This window comes from Archangium sp. (genome assembly GCF_036277355.1).
Lineage (GTDB): Bacteria > Myxococcota > Myxococcia > Myxococcales > Myxococcaceae > Archangium.
Genome location: NZ_DASUNC010000150.1, coordinates 67,772 through 85,713, shown reverse-complemented (window position 1 = coordinate 85,713; position 17,942 = coordinate 67,772). Strand labels below are relative to the sequence as shown.

Annotated in this window: 19 protein-coding genes; 3 read left to right on the top strand and 16 right to left on the bottom strand. The window is 70.8% G+C overall.

The window, feature by feature from the left end; translation table 11 throughout:
• Window positions 1-134: 134 nt before the first annotated feature.
• Window positions 135-350 carry a hypothetical protein gene (locus tag VFZ09_RS37470; RefSeq protein ID WP_329732569.1) on the bottom strand — a complete coding sequence of 72 codons (216 nt, stop codon included), beginning with the start codon at window positions 348-350 and terminating at the stop codon, window positions 135-137.
• 281 nt (window positions 351-631) lie between these two features.
• Here VFZ09_RS37470 and VFZ09_RS37465 point away from each other — a divergent pair, with 281 nt between their 5' ends.
• Entirely contained in the window at window positions 632-850 is a 219-nt protein-coding gene (locus VFZ09_RS37465; RefSeq protein WP_329732568.1) for a zf-HC2 domain-containing protein, read from the top strand.
• 210 nt (window positions 851-1,060) lie between these two features.
• On the opposite strand, the gene VFZ09_RS37460 is transcribed toward VFZ09_RS37465, so the two are convergent.
• From VFZ09_RS37460 to VFZ09_RS37420, 9 genes are all read right to left on the bottom strand, one after another.
• Window positions 1,061-1,375, bottom strand: a complete 315-nt coding sequence (locus VFZ09_RS37460; protein WP_329732567.1) for a hypothetical protein — start codon at window positions 1,373-1,375, stop codon at window positions 1,061-1,063.
• A complete protein-coding gene (locus VFZ09_RS37455; RefSeq protein ID WP_329732566.1) occupies window positions 1,372-1,857 on the bottom strand; it encodes a sigma-70 family RNA polymerase sigma factor in 486 nt (161 codons plus the stop codon). The genes VFZ09_RS37460 and VFZ09_RS37455 overlap by 4 nt, the downstream gene beginning before the upstream one ends.
• A complete protein-coding gene (locus VFZ09_RS37450) occupies window positions 1,857-2,105 on the bottom strand; it encodes a hypothetical protein (RefSeq protein ID WP_329732565.1) in 249 nt (82 codons plus the stop codon). The genes VFZ09_RS37455 and VFZ09_RS37450 overlap by 1 nt, the downstream gene beginning before the upstream one ends.
• A gap of 340 nt (window positions 2,106-2,445) precedes the next feature.
• Window positions 2,446-4,221 (bottom strand): peptidoglycan-binding protein, encoded by a 1,776-nt coding sequence (locus tag VFZ09_RS37445; RefSeq protein ID WP_329732564.1) that lies wholly within the window; start codon window positions 4,219-4,221, stop codon window positions 2,446-2,448.
• A gap of 171 nt (window positions 4,222-4,392) precedes the next feature.
• Window positions 4,393-7,239, bottom strand: coding sequence for a serine/threonine-protein kinase (locus VFZ09_RS37440; protein ID WP_329732563.1), 2,847 nt, complete (start codon window positions 7,237-7,239; stop codon window positions 4,393-4,395).
• A 132-nt stretch (window positions 7,240-7,371) separates the two neighbouring features.
• On the bottom strand, window positions 7,372-8,556 hold the full coding sequence (locus tag VFZ09_RS37435; protein ID WP_329732562.1) for a hypothetical protein: 1,185 nt from the start codon (window positions 8,554-8,556) through the stop codon (window positions 7,372-7,374).
• Window positions 8,557-8,831: 275 nt separating this feature from the next.
• Window positions 8,832-9,539, bottom strand: coding sequence for an ABC transporter ATP-binding protein (locus VFZ09_RS37430; RefSeq protein ID WP_329732561.1), 708 nt, complete (start codon window positions 9,537-9,539; stop codon window positions 8,832-8,834).
• Window positions 9,529-10,740: an ABC transporter permease gene (locus VFZ09_RS37425; RefSeq protein WP_329732560.1), complete on the bottom strand. Its 1,212-nt coding sequence runs from the start codon at window positions 10,738-10,740 to the stop codon at window positions 9,529-9,531. Before VFZ09_RS37425 ends, VFZ09_RS37430 begins: the two co-directional genes overlap by 11 nt.
• Before the next feature lie 3 nt (window positions 10,741-10,743).
• Window positions 10,744-11,991 (bottom strand): efflux RND transporter periplasmic adaptor subunit, encoded by a 1,248-nt coding sequence (locus VFZ09_RS37420; RefSeq protein WP_329732559.1) that lies wholly within the window; start codon window positions 11,989-11,991, stop codon window positions 10,744-10,746.
• 128 nt (window positions 11,992-12,119) lie between these two features.
• Here VFZ09_RS37420 and VFZ09_RS37415 point away from each other — a divergent pair, with 128 nt between their 5' ends.
• Window positions 12,120-12,602 (top strand): hypothetical protein, encoded by a 483-nt coding sequence (locus VFZ09_RS37415; protein ID WP_329732558.1) that lies wholly within the window; start codon window positions 12,120-12,122, stop codon window positions 12,600-12,602.
• A 37-nt stretch (window positions 12,603-12,639) separates the two neighbouring features.
• Here VFZ09_RS37415 and VFZ09_RS37410 read toward each other — a convergent pair whose 3' ends face one another.
• The 6 genes from VFZ09_RS37410 to VFZ09_RS37385 all read right to left on the bottom strand — a co-directional run bounded on the left by VFZ09_RS37410 (window position 12,640) and on the right by VFZ09_RS37385 (window position 17,491).
• Entirely contained in the window at window positions 12,640-13,092 is a 453-nt protein-coding gene (locus tag VFZ09_RS37410; protein WP_329732557.1) for a GNAT family N-acetyltransferase, read from the bottom strand.
• A 272-nt stretch (window positions 13,093-13,364) separates the two neighbouring features.
• Window positions 13,365-14,285, bottom strand: coding sequence for a hypothetical protein (locus VFZ09_RS37405; RefSeq protein ID WP_329732556.1), 921 nt, complete (start codon window positions 14,283-14,285; stop codon window positions 13,365-13,367).
• Between the two features lie 38 nt (window positions 14,286-14,323).
• Complete coding sequence (locus tag VFZ09_RS37400; protein ID WP_329732555.1) at window positions 14,324-15,217, bottom strand: hypothetical protein; 894 nt, start codon at window positions 15,215-15,217, stop codon at window positions 14,324-14,326.
• A 1-nt stretch (window position 15,218) separates the two neighbouring features.
• The gene (locus VFZ09_RS37395) at window positions 15,219-15,593 is read right to left on the bottom strand and encodes a hypothetical protein (RefSeq protein WP_329732554.1); all 375 of its coding nucleotides are present in this window, start codon (window positions 15,591-15,593) and stop codon (window positions 15,219-15,221) included.
• Between the two features lie 33 nt (window positions 15,594-15,626).
• Window positions 15,627-16,856, bottom strand: a complete 1,230-nt coding sequence (locus VFZ09_RS37390; RefSeq protein WP_329732553.1) for a sensor histidine kinase — start codon at window positions 16,854-16,856, stop codon at window positions 15,627-15,629.
• Window positions 16,853-17,491 carry a response regulator transcription factor gene (locus VFZ09_RS37385; RefSeq protein WP_329732552.1) on the bottom strand — a complete coding sequence of 213 codons (639 nt, stop codon included), beginning with the start codon at window positions 17,489-17,491 and terminating at the stop codon, window positions 16,853-16,855. Before VFZ09_RS37385 ends, VFZ09_RS37390 begins: the two co-directional genes overlap by 4 nt.
• A 160-nt stretch (window positions 17,492-17,651) precedes the next feature.
• Between VFZ09_RS37385 and VFZ09_RS37380 the strand changes: the two genes are divergently transcribed.
• Window positions 17,652-17,936, top strand: coding sequence for a RebB family R body protein (locus tag VFZ09_RS37380; RefSeq protein ID WP_329732551.1), 285 nt, complete (start codon window positions 17,652-17,654; stop codon window positions 17,934-17,936).
• The last annotated feature ends 6 nt before the right edge of the window (window positions 17,937-17,942 follow it).

The window sequence follows — 17,942 nt, the reverse complement described above, 5'->3', positions numbered from 1 at the left end:
ATGCCTTGCACCCGGCGGGCCGCCACTCTCCCGGGTGGCGGCTCGTCGCCTTCCCATCACCCGCCGTGGCGCACCACCACCGGCGTGATGCCCATCACCCAGCTCGCTCACGCGCCCATCAACCAGCTTGCGCGTCAACACGGGGTGATGTCAAAGCCGACGTACACCCCCTGGTAGTCAAAGGAAGGCACGGTCACGCTGAAGCGCTGCCAGCGGTCCGTCTGCGCCACCAGGGGCGCCGCCTGTGATTGCACGGAAGGGGCCCCCCCTGCGGGTGGCTCCCCCTCACCACACCCCAGCGCCACCACCCCGGCCACCCACAGGCCCATCATCCACGGGAATCTCATCATGGCTCCGCACCTCTCTTCCGGCGAGAACTGAAGAATTCAGTCCCCTGGAGCAACCCCCATTCCGGCTCAAATGCGCAAAAACCTCATCCGGAAAATGCCCGAAAAGAAATAGCGATTGCGCAATCAGCCGCCTGCGGTGTTGTTCCAGTGGGCGGAACGACCCCCAGCGGGGGCTCCGCTCTCCAAAACGATATGACCGGGTCAGAAGGCTGCGATGAGCAGGTTCATGACACTGTTGTGCTGGCCGACGTCGCAGTCCGGCTGAAGACAGGAGGTGAAGCATGAGCAGCGGGGGGTCCCCTCATCTGTCCACCTACGCCCTCGACATGCTGGAGCTGGGCAAGCTGCCGGCCGGGGAGGAACAGCGCGCGCGCGCACACCTCGCGCAGTGCCCCGGGTGCACCCGGCGCCTGAATGAGGCGCACGTCTCGGCGGAGCTGTTCATGAAGGGGGTACAGAAGCGCACGCTCGAGCAGCTGCGCCAGCGCATGCGCCAGTAGGAGCAGCGCTCGGCGCTGTCATGACGGATTTCAGTCGAATGTTCCGGTCAAGCTTGCCCTATTGGGGCTCGAGGAGGAGTCATGCCCCGGCCCTATTCGGTGGACTTGCGTGAGCGCGCGGTTGCGGCCGGCAGACGTGGTGGCAGAACCAGGGAGGAGGTAGCCGCTGAGTTCAGTGTAAGCGCCAAGCGGGGGCCCGCGCGGCCCCCCTCAGTGGAGCAGGAGCCATGCCCCGGCGGCGGTGGCGAGGCCCACGGCCAGCAGGAGCCAGGGCACGGCCGGCCGTGGGCGAGCCGAGCGCTGGGCCTCCTGGCTCATGCGCTGGCGCAGTTGCTCGAGCGTGCGCTGCTGCACCCCCTTCGTGAACAGCTCCGCCGAGGTGTGCGCCTCCTCCAGGCGCCGGGTGCACTCGGGGCACTGCGCGAGGTGCTCGCGGGCGCGCTGTTCCTCCCCGGCCGGCAGCTTCCCCAGCTCCAGCACGTCGATGGCGTAGGCGGACAAGTGGGGGGACTCCTCGCTGCTCATTCCTTACCTCCTGCCCTCAGCCGGGCAGCAACGTCGGCCAACTCCTGCAGCCGGTAGACCACGGTGCGCCGTGAAACCCCCAGTACCCGAGCCACCTCCCCCTGGTCCAATCCTTCCATGTGGTGCAGCCAGGCCACCAGCCGCACCTTCTCCGGCAACCTGTCCAGCAGCCGCAAGAGGAAGTCCCGGTCGCTGAAGGACTCCTCGGCGTGCGCCCCTTCCCGCTCTGGCAGATGCTCCACCGGCTCGGCCCGGTGCTGTCTGTCGCGCACCACGTTGAGGCAGTAGTGCGTGGCGATGCTGTAGATCCACGGCAGCGCCTCCCGCTCGTCCCTGACCTTGGTCAGGTGCTTGTAGGCGCGGATGAAGGTCTCCTGGGTGGCGTCCTCGGCGGCCGTGTCCTCGCCCAGTATCTTGCGGCAGCGCGCATAAATGAGCGACCCGTAGGTCTGGTAGAGCGCCTCCCACCTATCATCCGACATTAGGCCTGCCAGTGTGTTGTGCTTCCCGGGGGACTGGTAGACCAGAAGTCCACCCCCATGCAAGGCGTGAGGACGTCTTCATGGCCCTGCTGCTTCGGCACCCCCTTCTTCTCGAGCTCCGCGTGGATGCGCGCCCAGTCCGGCTCCGGGCGCTCCGCCGCGGCCTTGCCCTCACCGGGGAACAGCAGCGCCGTCAGCGCCGCGTCGTCATCCAACTCCGGCGGCAGCGGCCAGGGTAGCTGCGCCACTCGCGCTCGCCCCAGGTAGTCGCACACGTTGACGCTCCGCCCTGCTCCTCAGCAGGCCTACCCGCCAATCGTGGCAAGTGCGCCTGACGGAGGGGCTGCTCCCCCCCCCCGCGCCGGACTTCATTCCCCGGTCCCTGTCCGGGGCCATCGGCACCTCAGCCGATGATCCACCGCTGGGTCACGGCGGCGGTGCACGCCTTCTGCTGGGTCGGGACCACGGCCGTGGTGTTCCCATCATCCACAGGGCCGCCATACACATCCAACTTGCGCATGGTGATTGATTGAACCCGCGAGCGCCTGAAACTGAGCAATGCCAACCGGGCCTGATGAAGCCGGGGCCTCAGCGGCTGAGCTCGAGGACGAAGTTGCCGTCCGGGTGATCGCCGGCCTGCCACAGGTCGCGGAAGGGCACGGTGCGGCTGGTGCCGGTGGCCGGATCGTTGAAGCTGAGCATGCGCTCTCCGTTCTGCACGGAGGTGCCGGTGGCGAGCATGATGTGGCCCCGGCCGCTGGACCAGTGGGTGCCGTTCACGTCGTTGCCGTTGGCGGCGAACATGACGGGGTTGCCCTGGGCGATCGCGCGGGAGAAGGCCTGGAAGGCTTGTTCCTCGGAGGCCAGCTGGTTGTGCAGATCGCCGTGGTCGGTGACCTTGACGCCGTGGTCCCGCAGGGCGGGGATGAGGCTGAAGCCGTGGCTGGCGTGGATGTCATCCGGGCTGAGGTTCTTGCCGAGCAGCCCGTTGACGGCCATGGCCACGCTGGTGATGCCGCAGCCGCGGTCGGCCACCACGTCGTTGTAGTCGCCCTGGCGCAGCAGGGGCATGCGCAGGGAGCCACCGCTGGAGGTGGGGGCGCCGGCCTTCTCCAGCTCCTTGAGCGTCGTCTGCCCCACCACGCCCTCCAGCTGAGGCGGCACCTCGAGCCCGCGGGCCTTCTGGAAGTCCGCCACGGCCTTGCGCGTGGCGAGGCCGAACTGGCCATCCGCGGCCACGCCCAGCTTGCGCTGCAGCTCGGCCACGGCGGGGCCCTGCATGCCCTGGCGCAGAACCGTGAGGTTGCCGCGCACCTGGTCCAGCGAGGGGGCCTTGATCCAGCGGGTGGGAGCGGCGCCGCTGGGCGTGAAGTCATCCGCCTGGCCCGGCCTGGACACCGGCGGCTGGGCGGTGGGGGCGCCGCCGCCGCGGGCGAGCCACTGCAGGGTGGTGGCGCCCACGGTGCCCTCCTTGCCCGGAGGCGGAGTCAGCCCCCTGGCCTGCTGGAAGTCCCACACCGCATGGCGCGTCCTGGGGCCGAAGAAGCCCCGGTCCTGTCCCACCTCTTCCCTCTCGAGGAAGCCCTGGGCCACGAGCTGATCCTGCAACTGGCCCACCGCCTCGCCGCGCTGGCCGATGCGCAGCTCCGCCTGGCGCTCCCGCACGTCCGCCAGGGAGGGGGCGGGCACGTAGGGGCCGTTGAAGGGGGGGAAGTCCACCGGGCGGCGGGCGGGGCCGGCGGCGGTACCGCCGAAGTGCGGGGCCAGCTCCTGGGCCCGGGCCCACACGTCCGCCGAGTAGTCCTCGCCCGTGGAGCCCCCGTCCATGCCCGCGAGGGTCCGCACGTTGTCGGCGCCCATGTTGTAGCCGGCCACGGCCCCGCGCAGCTGCTGCTCGGGGGTCCACTGGGGATGGTCCCGCTTCACCTGCTCGAGCGTGCCCTTGAGGATGCTGGCGGCCTGGTCGATGTGCTCGTAGCTCATGGGCGCGCCCACCGGGGTGTGGTGGTTGTGGTCCACCTGCATGAGCCCGTAGCCGTTGGTATCTCCGGTGCCCCAGCCCCGGGCGTCCAGCCCCGCGCCACCGCGAGACTCGCGGCTGGCGATGGCGGCCAGCAGCGCGGGGGGCAGCTCGTACTTCTGCCCCGCCCGGGCGAAGTCCCGCGCGTGGGGCTTGAGCAGCGGCAGATCCGTGCGCGCCATCTGCCTCGAGGCCTCCACCCCGCCGGCCAGCCCATCCTGCGAGGCGGTCAGGCCGCTGGCGCCCGAGGTGTTCATGCGGAAGAGGGGGGCGTTGGGGCTGGAGGGCGGGGCGTTGGACGGGGTGGGACGCAGGGCGGTCGGGGTGGTGCGCAGCATGGACATGGTCGTTCTCCTCGTGGAGCCAGCGCTCGCCCGGTGCCGGACAGCGTCTGGGTTTGGAATCATTGTCGCCGCGGGATGCAAGGAGTTGCGGTGGAGAATGGGATTGCGGGAAGGTTTTTCCAAACACGAAAAGAATTGCGCAAGACAGCCGGCCCGGGGGTTGTTCCTATTTCAGGGCCGGGGATGGGTGTCCAGCCACTGGGAGATCCGGGCCAGGCGAGGCGCGTGGCCCAGCCGCTGGTAGTGCTCACGGGCCTCGGAGGCCAGCGTGTGGGCGCGCGGGCGCTGCGAGCCCAGGCTCCACAGGGCCCGGGCCAGGGAGAACTGCACCTCGGCCCGGGCGTTGGTGTGCACCTGGGCCAGCGCCAGCGCCCGCTCGAGCACGGACACGGCCTCGGCGGGGCGGCCGCGCGCCAGGTGCCACTCACCCAGGGGCTGCAACACTTCAGCCCATCCGGGATCCTCCGGTGTCAGGGTCTTCTTCGCCAGGGCGAGCGCGCGCTCGAAGGGGCGTCTGGCGGCCTCGTATTGCCCGAGCCGTACCTGGCTCCATCCCAGGCCCACCAGGGTCTCGATCAGGTGGGGGTGCTCGGGCCCCTCCACCTTCTCGTGCATGGCCCGGGCGCGCTCGAACACGGCGCGCGCCTGTGCGGGGTGCCCCTGCTCCAGCAGCACGGCGCCCATGTTGTCCAGCGAGAGGGCGATGAAGGGGTGCTCGGGGCCCAGCGCCTTCTCGCGCAGCGTGAGCGCCCGCTGGAAGACGTCATGGGCCCTGGGAATCTCTCCGAGGCTCATCAGCGTGATGCCCAGGTTGTTGAGGTTGTTGCCCAGGTCCACGTTCTCGGGGCCCAGCTGCTTTTCCTGGAGGGCGAGCGCGCGCTCCAGCAGGCCGCGCGCCTGTGCGTAGCTGCCCTGGTCGAAGAGCGACAGGCCCAGGTTGCTGAGCGCCTTGGCCACCTCCGGGTGCTCGGGGCCCTGCGTCTCCTCGCGGATGGAGAGCACGCGCTGGCGCATGGCGAGCGCCTCCTCGTGCCGGCCCCGCAGCCTGAGCAGCAGGGCGAGGTTGTTGAGGGACATGGCGACGTGGAGGTGGCGCGGCCCCAGCGTCTTCTCACGGATGGCCAGGGCGCGCGTGTGGAGCTCGAGCGCCTCCTCGTGCCGCCCGAGGACGATGTGCAGGTTGCCCAGGTTGTTGAGGGCGTTGGCCCGGACCACCTCGTCCCCGGCCTGCTCCACGGCCGTCTCCAGGGCGAGCCGCAGCCCCAGCGCCTCCTGGTGGCGGCCTTGTCTGTCCCCCACCAGTTTGAACAGGAGGATCCAGCACTCCGCCACCAGCACGTCGTCCCCGCCTCGTGCGGCGAGGGGGAGCGCCTGGCGGACCAGGGCCTCGGCGGCGGCGGGGTCGGCGAGTGAATCCTCGAGCTGGGCCGCCTCGTACAGGGTGCGTGCCCGCAGGGGTGCATGGTCCACCCGGGCCACCTGGGGCAGCAGCGCCTCGGCGAGCTGGGCGCCCTGGGCGTAGCGGCCGGCCGCGAGGAGCGCCCCCAGCCGGTCCACCTGGGCCTGCAGGGACTCCACCTGGGCGCGCACGGCCGGGTCCTCCGGCGGAGGCACCACCGCCAGGAGGGCCTTGTCGTCCTGGCAGTAACCCAGCGGTGGCAGCGAGCGCGCGGCATGCACGGCCCGCTCCACCAGCGCCTTGTCCACGCCCTGCGAGAGAAGCTGCGTGAGCGAGCCCAGCTGGTTGCGCCGCCGCTCCAGGCACAGGGCCCGCGGCGTCACCACGCTCCGCGGCAGCACGGACTGCCCCCGCTCCGCCTCGCACACCTCCTGGCTCAGCCCCGCCCACTGGCCCGCATATGCGTCCAGTGCCTCCGCCACGCGCCGGTACGTGTCCGGTGCGTAGTCCACTCCCGTCGCCACCAGCGCCTGCTCCACCTGCTGGCGCACGTGCGCGTCCCACACCCCGGCCAGCCGCCGCTCGGGGTGGGCACAGGGCGGCTCCCGCCCCTCGCCGCGCAGCCAGCCACCCACGGCGAGCCCCGCCAGCCCCACCACCAGCGAGCCCAGCGCCGCGGCGCGCAGCCGTGCCCGGCGCCGCGCGAGCGGGTCCGACTCCAGCGACTTCAGGAGCTGGTGCATGGAGGCGCAACGCAGGTCCGGATGGAGGCTCAGCCCCTGGAGCAGCGCCCGCTCCACCCACGCGGGCACCTCGGACGGGGTGGGCGCCGGCGCCGGTCCGCTGGCCCGCGCGAAGGCCGCGGCCCGTTCCTCCAGGGTATGGCCCCCGTAGGGCGGCTGGCGGTAGAGCGCCTCGTACAGCGCCACGCAGAAGGCGAACAGGTCGCTGCGCGCATCCGCCGGCTGGCCCGTCATGAGCTCCGGCGCCATGTAGCGCAGCGTGCCCATCACCGAGCCCGGCTGGGTGAGGCTCTGCTCCCAGGCGCTGGGCTCGGAGGCGGAGGGGAGGGGAGCTCCGGGGGAGGCGTGCTCCCCCAGCACCACCCCGAAGTCCGTCACCCGCACCCGCCCATCCCGCCCCACCAGCACGTTCTCTGGCTTGAAGTCCCGGTGCACCAGGCCCACGGCGTGTGCGGCGGCCAGGCCCCGGCCCGCCTCCAGGTAGGCCCCCACCACCTCGCGCCAGGTGCGCGGCTCGGCCAGGCACCAGTGCCGCAGCGTGGCGCCCTCCACGCACTCCATGGCGATGAAGAGCTGCCCCGTGTCCAGCTCGCCCGTGTCATACACCTGCACCACGTGGGGATGGCTCAGGCGGGCCATGGCCTGGGCCTCGCGCAACAGCCGCGAGCGCCCGGCCGCGTCCCCGGGTCCCTTGTCGTGCAACAGCTTGAGTGCCACCCGCCGGTCCAGCTTCGCGTCATACGCGGCGAGCACCACCCCCATGCCACCCTGGCCCAGCGGTTGGAGGAGCGTGTAGCGGCCCGCGACGACGGTGCCAGGAGCCAGGGCCACCGCCGCGAGCTCCAGCGGCGGGGGCTCGCTCCGCTGCGATGACACCCTCTGCGTCCTGTCTTCTCCACTCCGCCGGGAGATGCTCATTCGGACCCTCGTGCGCGCAGGGACGTGCCCCTGTATCGAGGCCCGCCCCCGCGCTGGAGTCCCTCCGGCCGGGAGCGGGCCTCGCGATTCCTACAGTGTCCAGAAGTACTTGTAGGACTCCAGCGACCCGTAGGTGCCCCAGGGGCAGGGCGACTGGAACATCTCATTGGTGATGCTGGGGGCGGCGCACATGTCGCCGTAGTTTCGCAGGAAACCGCTCGGGTTGTGCCAGATCTGGTAGCTGTTGAGGTTGCAGGCCGTGGTGCGCAGGCCGGTGTAGATCTGCCGGTATTCCCACGCGTCCAGGCAGTTGTTGGGGTTCACGCCGCTGCGCAGCAGGTAGGCGTCGCTGTTGACCTGGACCCGGATCCAGTCAGCGTTGATCGTACCGCCCACGCTGGCGCAGGACACGGCGAAGACCTTGTTCAGGTTGTTGGTGTCCACCCACAGGCACTGGCCATAGGTGGAGTTGGCGATGGAGCCGCGCGGCGCGAGCTGCTGGATGACCTGCACTTCGTTGAGCACCAGGTTGCCATTGCCCGCGCGCCCGGGCCCGCTGGTGGGGAAGACGGGATCGGCCGCCATGTCGATCTTCAGACCGGTGATGGCATTGCCCGTGGCGCCCGCGGTGGGCGCGTGGCACCACAGCCGGTACGTCGTCGTGGCCGGCGGCGTCCCCTGCGCCACCATGAAGGAATCCTGGATGTAGGCGAGCGTCACGCCATTCATCGTGGTGGGATCGAAGAAGCAGGTCACGAAGTTCTCCCAGGTGGCCGAGCCGCGCACGCCGGACAGGCCCCTGCTGTCACCACCGGCGGCGAAGCTGGCGTGGGGCGAGCGGGTGAACTGGATGCGGAAGCGGCCAAGCTGGTGCGCACCGCCGTAGTTCTGCACCAGATCGATGCGGAACGTCGTGAAGTCCCCGGCCCTGGTCTGCGCCAGCGGGTTGGCGATGCGGTAGGAGATCTCCTGGTGCTGGGTGTAGTCCGCCGGGGTGGCGGGGTTGTAGAGGGCGTAGCCCGAGCCCAGATTGCCATCCACCGTGTGGCCCACGGGCCAGCCGCTCTGGCTGAAAGACGAGGTCGCGGACGCCAGGCTCGCTCCGTACCAGGTGCCCAGCGACTGCTCGACAGAGCTGGCGTCAGAGGGAGCCGCCTGCTCGGCGGAGGGTTGCTCGGTGCCGCCACAGGCCACAACCAGGGCCAGGGGGAGGGACAGCTTCAAGGCCTTGTGGGCAAGGCTCTCGCGATGCAGGACTCGACGAAGGAGGTCCATTCTGGTGCTCTCGTTGGGGGGGTTTATGAAAGGTGCGTTTCCCGATCTGCACCAGGAGAACCCGGTAGCCCCATTTTTTGCGCAATTCGCGTGAATTTTTCCGCGTCGAGGCGGCCTGGCCCTGACGCTGCCAGAAGGGCAGTGGCGGACCGTGCGATGGCGAGAAGGCACCCCGCCGCGCTATGGCAGGTCGCGAGCCGGATTCGCTGGGTTCGAGCGACATCGGACCACGGCTTGGAGGCATGTCCAAGCCTCCGGGCAGGGGGACAGACAGCTCAGCCGGAACGGCGCGGCTCGCGCTGGTCGCTCACGATGCGGCCATCCACCACCTCGATGATGCGGTCGCACCGCTGGGCCAACCGGGGGTCGTGCGTGACGAGGAGGAACGTCATCCGCTGCTCGCGGTTGATGTGGCGCAACAGCTCGAACACCTGGGCGCTCGTGCCGGTGTCGAGGTTGCCCGTGGGCTCGTCCGCCAACACGAGCGCCGGTGACATGACGAGCGCCCGGGCAATCGCCACACGCTGCTGCTGGCCTCCGGACAGCTGACCCGGGTGGGCCCCGGCACGCTCCTTCAACCCCACCTGCCCGAGCAGCTCCAGGGCGCGCGTGCGCATCCGCTCGTCCGGCCGGCCCCGCTCCGCCAGTGCCGGCATCATCACGTTCTCCAGCGCGGTGAAGGCCGGCAGCAGGTGGTGGAACTGGAAGATGAAGCCCAGGGTCCGCGCCCGCAGCCGCGCGAGCGCGTCCTCGTCCAGCCCGCGCGTGTCCTGGCCCTGCAGGAGCACCCGGCCGCTGGTGGGCCGATCCAACAGGCCGATGATGTTGAGCAGGGTGCTCTTCCCCGAGCCGGACGGGCCGATGAGCGCGGCGAACTCGCCCTGCTCCAGCGTCAGGTCGATCTCATGCAGGACACGGGTGACGACCTCCTCCCCGTACTCCTTGGTGACGCCCTCCAGGCGCAGCACGGGCTCAGGCTTCACGGATGACCACCGCCGGCTCCAGTCCCGAGGCCCGGCGCGCCGGAGCCACCGCCGACAACAACCCGGTGACGATCGCCACCGCGGAGGCCGTGAGGAAGAGCTTCGCGTCCAGCTGGATGGGGAACGTCGGCGAGCCGTCCGGGTTGGTGGCCAGGCTCGCGAAGAAGCGCGCCAGTCCAGCCCCCATCAGGCCCCCCAGCACCGAGCCCACCAGCCCCACCACCGCCCCCTGGATGAGGAACACCCGCAGCACCTGGCGCGTCGTCGTCCCCATGGCCTTGAGGATGCCGATCTCCCGCGACTTCTGCACCACCGACACCACCAGCACCGAGGCAATCCCCAGCGCCACCGCGATGATGACGAAGAACTGGATCATGTACCGCGAGCTGCTCTGCGACTGGAGCGCCACCAGCAATTGCGCGTTGAGCGTCATCCAGCTCTCGGCCACCAGGCCCGTGCGCTGGGAGAGCGTCTCCGCGAGCGCCCGGGCCCCGAAGAGGTCCGTCACCCGCAGCTCCAGCGTCGTCACCCCGCCCATCAGGCCCAACAGCGTCTGTCCCGAGCGCAGCGGGACCAGCACCCAGCGCTCGTTCACCTCCTGGTTGCCCAGATCGAAGAGGCCCGTCACCTGGAAGGAGTCCGCCCGGCCGTCGGCCGTGGTGACGCGCAGCGTGTCGCCCACCGTCACCCCGAGCTGCTCGGCCAGCTTCTTGCCGATGACCGCCTCCGCGCCGAGCAGCCGCCACCGGCCCGCCACCAGCTTGGAGGGCACGTCGATGATGCGCTCGAAGCGCTCGGGCTCCACGCCGCGCACCACGATGGAGCGGCTCGCGGTGCCTCGCGAGGCCAGGCCCGCGCCCGACACCGAGGGGGACACCGCCGTCACCCCGGGCGTGCGCTCCATCAGGCGCAGCACCTGCTGCCACTGGTCGATGGTGCGCAGCCGCTGCGCGGGCCGCACCACCTGCACGAGCGTGTCGGGCGAGGACACCAGCGGGCGCGCGGCCTCGTCCGGGGCCCGGAGGACGATGTGCGCCTGAGAGCCCAGCGTCTTGTCCACCAGGCTCGCCTGCAGCCCGTCGATGAGCGCCGAGAGGAAGATGATGACGGCCACGCCCACCGAGGCGCCCGCGAAGATGAGCGCCGTCTGGGCCCGGCCCTCCCGGAGGAAGCGCAGCGCGACGAAGAGCTCGAAGGGCATGGCTCACCCCGCCTCCGCCGGCCGCACCCGCTGGCCCGGCTTCACCTTCGCCGAGGTGGGAAGCACCAGGTCTCCCTCGGCCAGGCCCTCCAACACCTCCGCCCTGTCCTCGCCCCGGAGCCCCGTCTTCACCCCTACCCGCTCGGCCCGCCCGTCCCGGAGCACCAGCACCCAGGGCGACTCGGAGGAGGGCTCGTGCACCGCGTCCAGGGGCACCACCCGCACGTCCTCGCGCCGCCCCACCTCCACGTCCACCGACACCGTCATCCCCGGCCGCAGGTACTCCGGCGGCTGGGGCACCGCCAGCTTCACCTCCACCGTCCCCCGGTCCGGATTCACCGAGGGCGCCACCGTCTCCACCTCCGCGGGGAAGCGCTCGCGCGGGAAGGCCTCGGCCGAGGCCACCGCCTTCTGCCCCTCGCGCAGGTACGCGAGGTTGCGCTCATCCGGCTCCACCGTCAGCTGCGTGCCGCCCAGCCGCGCCAGCGTGAGCAGCTTCGTGCCCGGCTGCACCGAGTCCCCCGGGTCCACCTCGCGCGTCAACACCACCGCGGGCGCCGTCGCCGTGAGCGTCGCCTGGGCCCGCCGGGCCTCGGCCGCGCGCAGCTCCGCCTCGGCCTGGGCCACGGCCGCCTCCGCCTGCAGCTGCTCGCTCCCGCCCCGCCCGCTCCCCGCCGCCTCCGCCCGCGCGCTCGCCAACTGGCTGCGCGCCACCTCGAGCGCCGTCACCGCCTCCTCGAGCTGCACGCGCGTCATCACCCCCGCCTCGGCGAGCGCCCTCGCCCGCTGCTCCTCGCGCTCCACCCGGGCCAGCTCCGCCTCGGCCCGCCGCACCGCCTCCTCGCGCTGGGGTCCCCCCACCTCCTTCAGGCCGCCGAGCCGCGCCCGCGCCTGCGCCAACGCCGCGCGTGCGCGCGCCACGTCCGCCTCCTGGGGGGCCGCATCCAGCTCCACCAGCACCTGGCCCGGCTGCACCCGGGCGCCCTCGTCCACCAGGACTCGTGCCACCGTGCCCGGCAGCTGGCTCGCCACCACCCACTCGGCCGGCGGCGACACCCGCCCGCTCATCACCACCCGGTGCACCAGCGGCCCGCGCCTCACCACCAGGACGGGCACCTCCGGACCCCGGAGACTGCGCACCCCGCCCAGCGCCACCAGCAGCACCCCGGCCGCCAGCACGAGGCTCCACACCGGGTGCTTCCTCCAGAAGTCCGCCAGCCGCTTCCCCAAGCCCTTGCTGGATGATGCCATGCGCCCTGCGTAATCGAGGCCCCGAGGCTTCGCAAGGCGGCTCGCATCAGCCCTCCGCCGTGGAAGGGAACCCACCGGTACCGCCGGACGGTGTCCGCCCATAGGGTATTAGGGTATGAGAAACGCCCATGAGCGACGAGCGCACGCCTGCCGAGCCCGAGGTCATGGAGCCCACGTTCTGGCGGAAGAACGGCTGGACGGCCAGGGTCATCAAGAACGAGGAGGACGACGGCTGGGCCGTGGAGATCCGCAAGCAGGGGATCGCCGAGCCCGTGCTCATCAGTCCGTGGGTGATGGGCCGCGACAAGAAGAACCCCAAGCCCTTCGATGCGGCGGCGTTCGCGACCTTCGTGAAAACGGCCTCGGAGGTCCTGGACCGCTCCGCGCGACAGCGTGAACAGGCCATGACCAAGAAGCTCTCCATCGCCTGGGAGGGCCGCTGGTACGAGGTCCGGCTCGAGCTCGTGGCCGATGAGTATGAGCCCCACGCGCTGCTCTCCGCCATCGACGACGCTGGCGCGACCGTCGCGAAGCATCGCGTGCCCGTGAACTTCAAGTTCAACCGGGACGTCGCCAACGCGTGGGTGCGCTGCGGCTTCGCCGAGCCCTGAGCTGGCGCTCGCCGTCCACGTCACTGGGGCAAGCCCCCTATTTCGGACCCAGCATCATGAGGACCTCGGCCACTCCGTCCGCGTGCTGCGGGTTCTCCTGGGCCACCGCGCGGAAGCCACACTTCCCGAGGACGCGGATCGACCCGGCGTTGTGGACAGCGACCCACGCATGGAGCGGACGAATCGGCTCGAGCACGAGGAACTCCGAGAGCACCCGTGTCGCGATGCCCTTGCCCCAGTGCTCGCGACCCATCCAATAGGCGATGAGGCGCTTGCCGTCCTGTTCCCAACTGCCGATGTACCCAGCGGCCCGGCCGCCAACGACGATGGTCCGGGTCATGTTCTCGGGGCGGAGAACCTTCGTGCGCCAGTGGGTCAGGAAGGCCTCGCGTTCCCGCGACGGGAACGCGGCCATGTGCAGCGCGACCGCGTCCCGTTGGTGCTCGAAGAAGATCGGGAGGTCTTCATCCGTGACGTTGCGCAGGATCACCAGGAGGTCTCCACGAGCCGAGTGACGAGCTGATTCTAGCCCGCGTCCCACGCCGGGGTCTCGGCTGCCGTGCACCGCGCCCCCGCTCCCGTTCTTCGCGGCCCCCTCACCCAACAACCCGGCGAGCTTCTTGAACGTCTCCGGATCCTTCGTGGCGTAGTCGTGGTCCGCGCCGAGGCGCGGGCCGTCCTCCTCTACCGCCGCGAGGAGCCGCGCGCGCCCTCGGGCTTCCGCCTCGACCGAGGCGGCCCTTCCAGACCGCGGCCCCCGGCCTACATCTTCTTGTCGCCGGAGGCGGAGCTCCTGCCGCTGAAGATGGCGTCGTAGTCGAGGACGAGGCTGATCTGCCCCAGCCACTGGCCCTGCGCGAACATCAGCTCGCTGTTGTTGACCTGGACCTCCTTGCCCCACCCGGCCATCGCGGTCACCGAGGCGTAGCTGAAGACGGGCAGGGTCCAACTGAGATACGCGCCGTAGTCGAGCGGCACCCAGAAGCCATTCCGGAACGGTTGCGACTTCGCCATCAGGAGCATGCTCACGATGTCGAAGCCCGCGGTCGCCCGGAGCGCCAGTCCTCCCGCCCAATGCGGCGAGATCATGAAGCCGAGGTTGATCGGCAGCCGGAGGAAGATGTCGTCGGAGCCAGGGACGGACGCCTCCGAGTAGAAGCCGACCGAGGGCCGGGTGCCACCGCCGAAGTACAGCCCCGGCAGCAGGAACTCGTCCCAGCCGGAGAGCATCAGCCCCGCCTCCCCGAAGCTCGGAACCTGTCCCTCCGAGCCCGGCTGGAAGCCGCGGTACTCGTTCACGGTGCTCCACTTCACGAAGACGCCGCACGGATAGCCGCCGAACTCCCCGGGCGCCGCCACGCGATACTTGTAGGTGAGGATGCCGAACTCGCGGTTGCGCTCCGCCTGCTTGCGCCGCCCCTCGGCGGAGGCCATCGCGTCGCCCGCGGTCATCAGCGAGGCGCACACCAGGCCGCTCGAGTCGAGCAACGCGACCTCCTGGGTGTCCGCCCGCACCCTTCGCTGGGAGAAGTCGAAGGGCTGGCCCTCGGGGTTCTCGTCGGCATCGATGTTGGCGGCCTCCGCCGACATGACGCCGCGGCTGTAGACGATGTGGCTGCAGCCGCTCAGCGCGACGCAGAGGACGACGGCCAGCGGGAGGACATGACGGGACGGCCGGGGCATGACGCGCTCCTCGGGAGAGACGGTGCTGTGAAGGGGGTTCAGGGATTGCCGGGCGCCGGCATCAGCGCCTCGATGCTGACGACGGCGTTGACGCCGAAGCGCGTGGAGAAGCCGCCGCGAAACGGGAGATCCAGCCAGAGCGGGGAGCCGTAGACGAAGTCCCCCACCACGGTGAGCGGCTTCCAGGGCGTCGCCCACGCCGCCTCGAGGCCGCCGTACCAGGACAGCCGCGGGGAGCCCAGCAGCAGCCCCAGCAGCGGTGACACCAGTCCGACGTGCAGCTTCCCGGTCAGGCCGACATTTCCCGGCAGCCGCACGCCGATCTTCCCGTTCCCGAAGACGTCCAGCCCGAGGTAGTCGTGCTCGAAGCCGATCCCCGCCTGCTCATCGAGGCCCCAGCTCTCCAGCAGCATCGAGGCGCCGACGGACGCCATCACCGGCAGCCCCTCCGGGTTCCACACGAGCGGCTCTCCCCCCACGTCGAAGGCGAAGTAGTTCCCGCGCTCGTACCGGACCCCCCCGGCGCCGGTGAACGTCGTGCTCGCCGGTCCGAGGCCCAGCCGCAGATCCGCGGTGATCCGCGGGCCCGGGAGGATCTCGTAGGGCTTGTAGGAGTACTCGACGACGTCGCCGCTCTTCGCGCCCGCCGCGATGGCCTGGTCGACCGCCGCGTCGCGCGCCGCCGACTGGCGTCCGATGTTCACCAACCCCGCGAGCAGGATGCCGCTCGTGTCCACCAATCGGAACTGGTGGTACGTGCGGGAGTAGTCGACCTGGCGCGTGTACTCGAGTGGCGAGCTCTCCGGCGAGGTGTCCACCCTCGCCGCCGCCACTCCGGCGCCGTATCCGACGCTGATGCAGCCGGAGGACAGCACGCCAGCGGCGACGAGCAGCACCAACGCACGCATCGAGTCCACACGCGCGGCCGCCATGTCAGTTCACCGTGTAGACGGAGGCCTTGTCCGCGGCGACGTAGAGCTTTCCGCGAACCTCCGCGCTGCCGCTGCCGATGGCGATGCTCCAGCACCCGGGCGAGACGGTGAACTCGTACGTCTTCCCGTCCTCGATGCCCGTGCGCGCGGGGAGCCGGTTCAGGCCGTAGGTGGAGCTGTCACAGTCGGACAGCAGCACCGCGCCGAGCGTGTAGCCACTCTTGTTGTCGATCACGATCTTCCCGGTCGGCCCGTTCGGCTCTCGGATGAGGGGACCGCCCTGGATGTACGACATGACCGCGCCGCAGCCCGTGCTGACGATGGACAGCGCGAGGACGGCACCCACGACGAGGCGTTTGAGAGAAGTGTCAGGCATGCGGCAGAGGTACCGCCGCATGGCGCCATGCCGCTATTGCATGGATATGTCAGGCCGAAAGGTAGGTGTGGGTAGCCACGCGGACACCCGCGTCCCCCGCGGCGACGACTCCACCTGCGTGGTGCCGCCCGCGCCCTCCACCCGCGCCCGGAAGTTCTTGAGGCCGCCCTCGCTCCGCTCGAGCGCGCCGTCGGCGAGCCCCCGGCCGTCGTCCTCGACCCGGAAACGGATTCCGTCCGGCTCGCAGCGGAGCGTGACGCGGATGCACCGGGGCCGCGCGTGGCGGGCGGCGTTGTGCACCAGCTCCTGAACGGCGCGCACCAGATCGAGCGACACCTGACCATCGAGCTCCGCGCGCGGGTCGGCGGCGGAGGCATCCACCACCACGTCGCGGTCACCGCCCAGCTCCCGGCACCGCTGGGAGAGCCGCACCACCACGTCCTCCCAGGGGCGAGCCGGCACGCGCAACGCCCAGACCACGGTGCGCAGCTCGTCCATGCCGGAGCGGAGCCGCTCGAGCAGGTGCCCCACCTCGCCCTGCACGGGGGAGCCCTCGAGCCGCTGGTGGAGCGTGCGCGCCGTCCAGGTGAGGCTGGCCAGCTCGGTCCCGAGCCCGTCGTGAAGGTCGCGCGAGATGCGGTGACGCTCCTCTCGAAGGCGCAGCTCGGCCAGCTCGGCGCGGAGGCGATCCCGCTCGTTGCGCGCCTCGGTGAGGCCGACGAACAGCCCCCGGAGCACGGTGCCCAACACCACCACCACGCCGCCGATGACCGCGGAGATCCCCGCCTTCGCGGGCTCTCCCTCGAGGAGGAACAGCAGCGCGAGCACCTGGGGCGCGACCACGAAGGCCAGGCCCTCGATGATGCGTCCGTTGGCATCCACGGCGACGATCAGGCACAGGCAGACGAAGAGCAGCCAGAATGGGCTGAGCGGATTCCCCGACGCCCACACCAGGGACAGCAGCGAGAGCGCGGTGGTCAGCGTCTCGAGGGCACACAGCCACCAGTAGGTGGGCGTGGCCCCCCGGCGCCAGAACACCCCCGCCGCGGAGAACGAGACGATCGCGAACAGCCCCATCGCCCGCGCGGTGTCGTGGAGAGAGACCTCGAGCCGCGTGGAGACGCCGGGGATGAGTGGCACCAGCGCCACCGCCAGCGCCCCCGCCATCAGCATCGCCACCGCACGGGGCGCGCGCATCTTGCGGTGCGCCTCCACCAACGGACCGCTGGAGGGCGGACTGCCGACGAGGAGGCTCAGCTTCATGGCACGAAGAGGCCCAGCCGGACGGCCGCGCTCACCGCCTCGGCCTTGGAGCTCACCGCGAGCTTGCGGTACGTGCTGCGCACGTGCGCCTGGACCGTGCTCAGGCTCACCTTCATCCGCGCCGCCGCCGCGTCGTAGCTGGCGCCATGGCAGAGCAGCACGAGCAACTCCCGCTCGCGCGCGGTGAGCGGCTCCTGCTGGACCACCGGCGGCGCCCAGAAGCGCCGGACCACCTTCCGGGCCACCGCTGGCGTCATCGGCGCGCCCCCCGCGATCGCCTCGCGGATGGAGCGGAGGAGGACCTCCGAGGTGGAGTCCTTCAGCAGGTACCCCTGCGCTCCGGCCTGCAGCGCGGGGAACAGGTGCTCGTCGTCGTCGAAGATGGTGAAGACGAGGCCGACGGCGGTGGGGTGGGTCGTCCTCAGCTCGGCCAGCACCTCCACGCCGGAGCGATCCGGGAGGCCGAGATCCACCAGCGCGCAGTCCACCGGCTTCTGGCGCTGAAGCCACGAGATGGCCTCGCCTCCGCGCGAGAAGGCACCGGCGATGCGCATTCCGGACTCCGGCGCCTCGATCGCCTGCCGCACCGATGTGAGCAGGTTGGAGTCGTCTTCCACGACGACGACGTTGAGCATGTATGCAACTTTACAGCGTGCAGCTCGGATCGCCGCAATCCGCGCCCGCCTGCTCGCTCCGAGGGCCTGGAGGTGACGCGCCGCGGCGTGCTGGCGGGTCCTCGCGGGCGAATGGGAGACTCCGGGCTGCTTCAACCCCTTCGACCGGAAAGGCAGAGACATGGCGTTCCCCACCGCGGTCAATGACCAGATCACCGATTCTGTGACGCAGGCGAACCTGAAGGTGCTCGGAGATGCCCCCGCCATCGCCATGGGCAACCTCTACGTGACCACATCGCAAGCGATCTCCAACGCGGCCCACAACGCCACCCAGTCTCAGCAGGCCTCCTACGTGACCATGCAGGCCGCCACCACCCAGGGCGTCGCGACCCTCTACGGCCTGGATACGGCATCGACCGGGCACGCCACCGCCCCCATCTACTCCCAGCCCGCTGGCTCGAAGTGAGGAGGC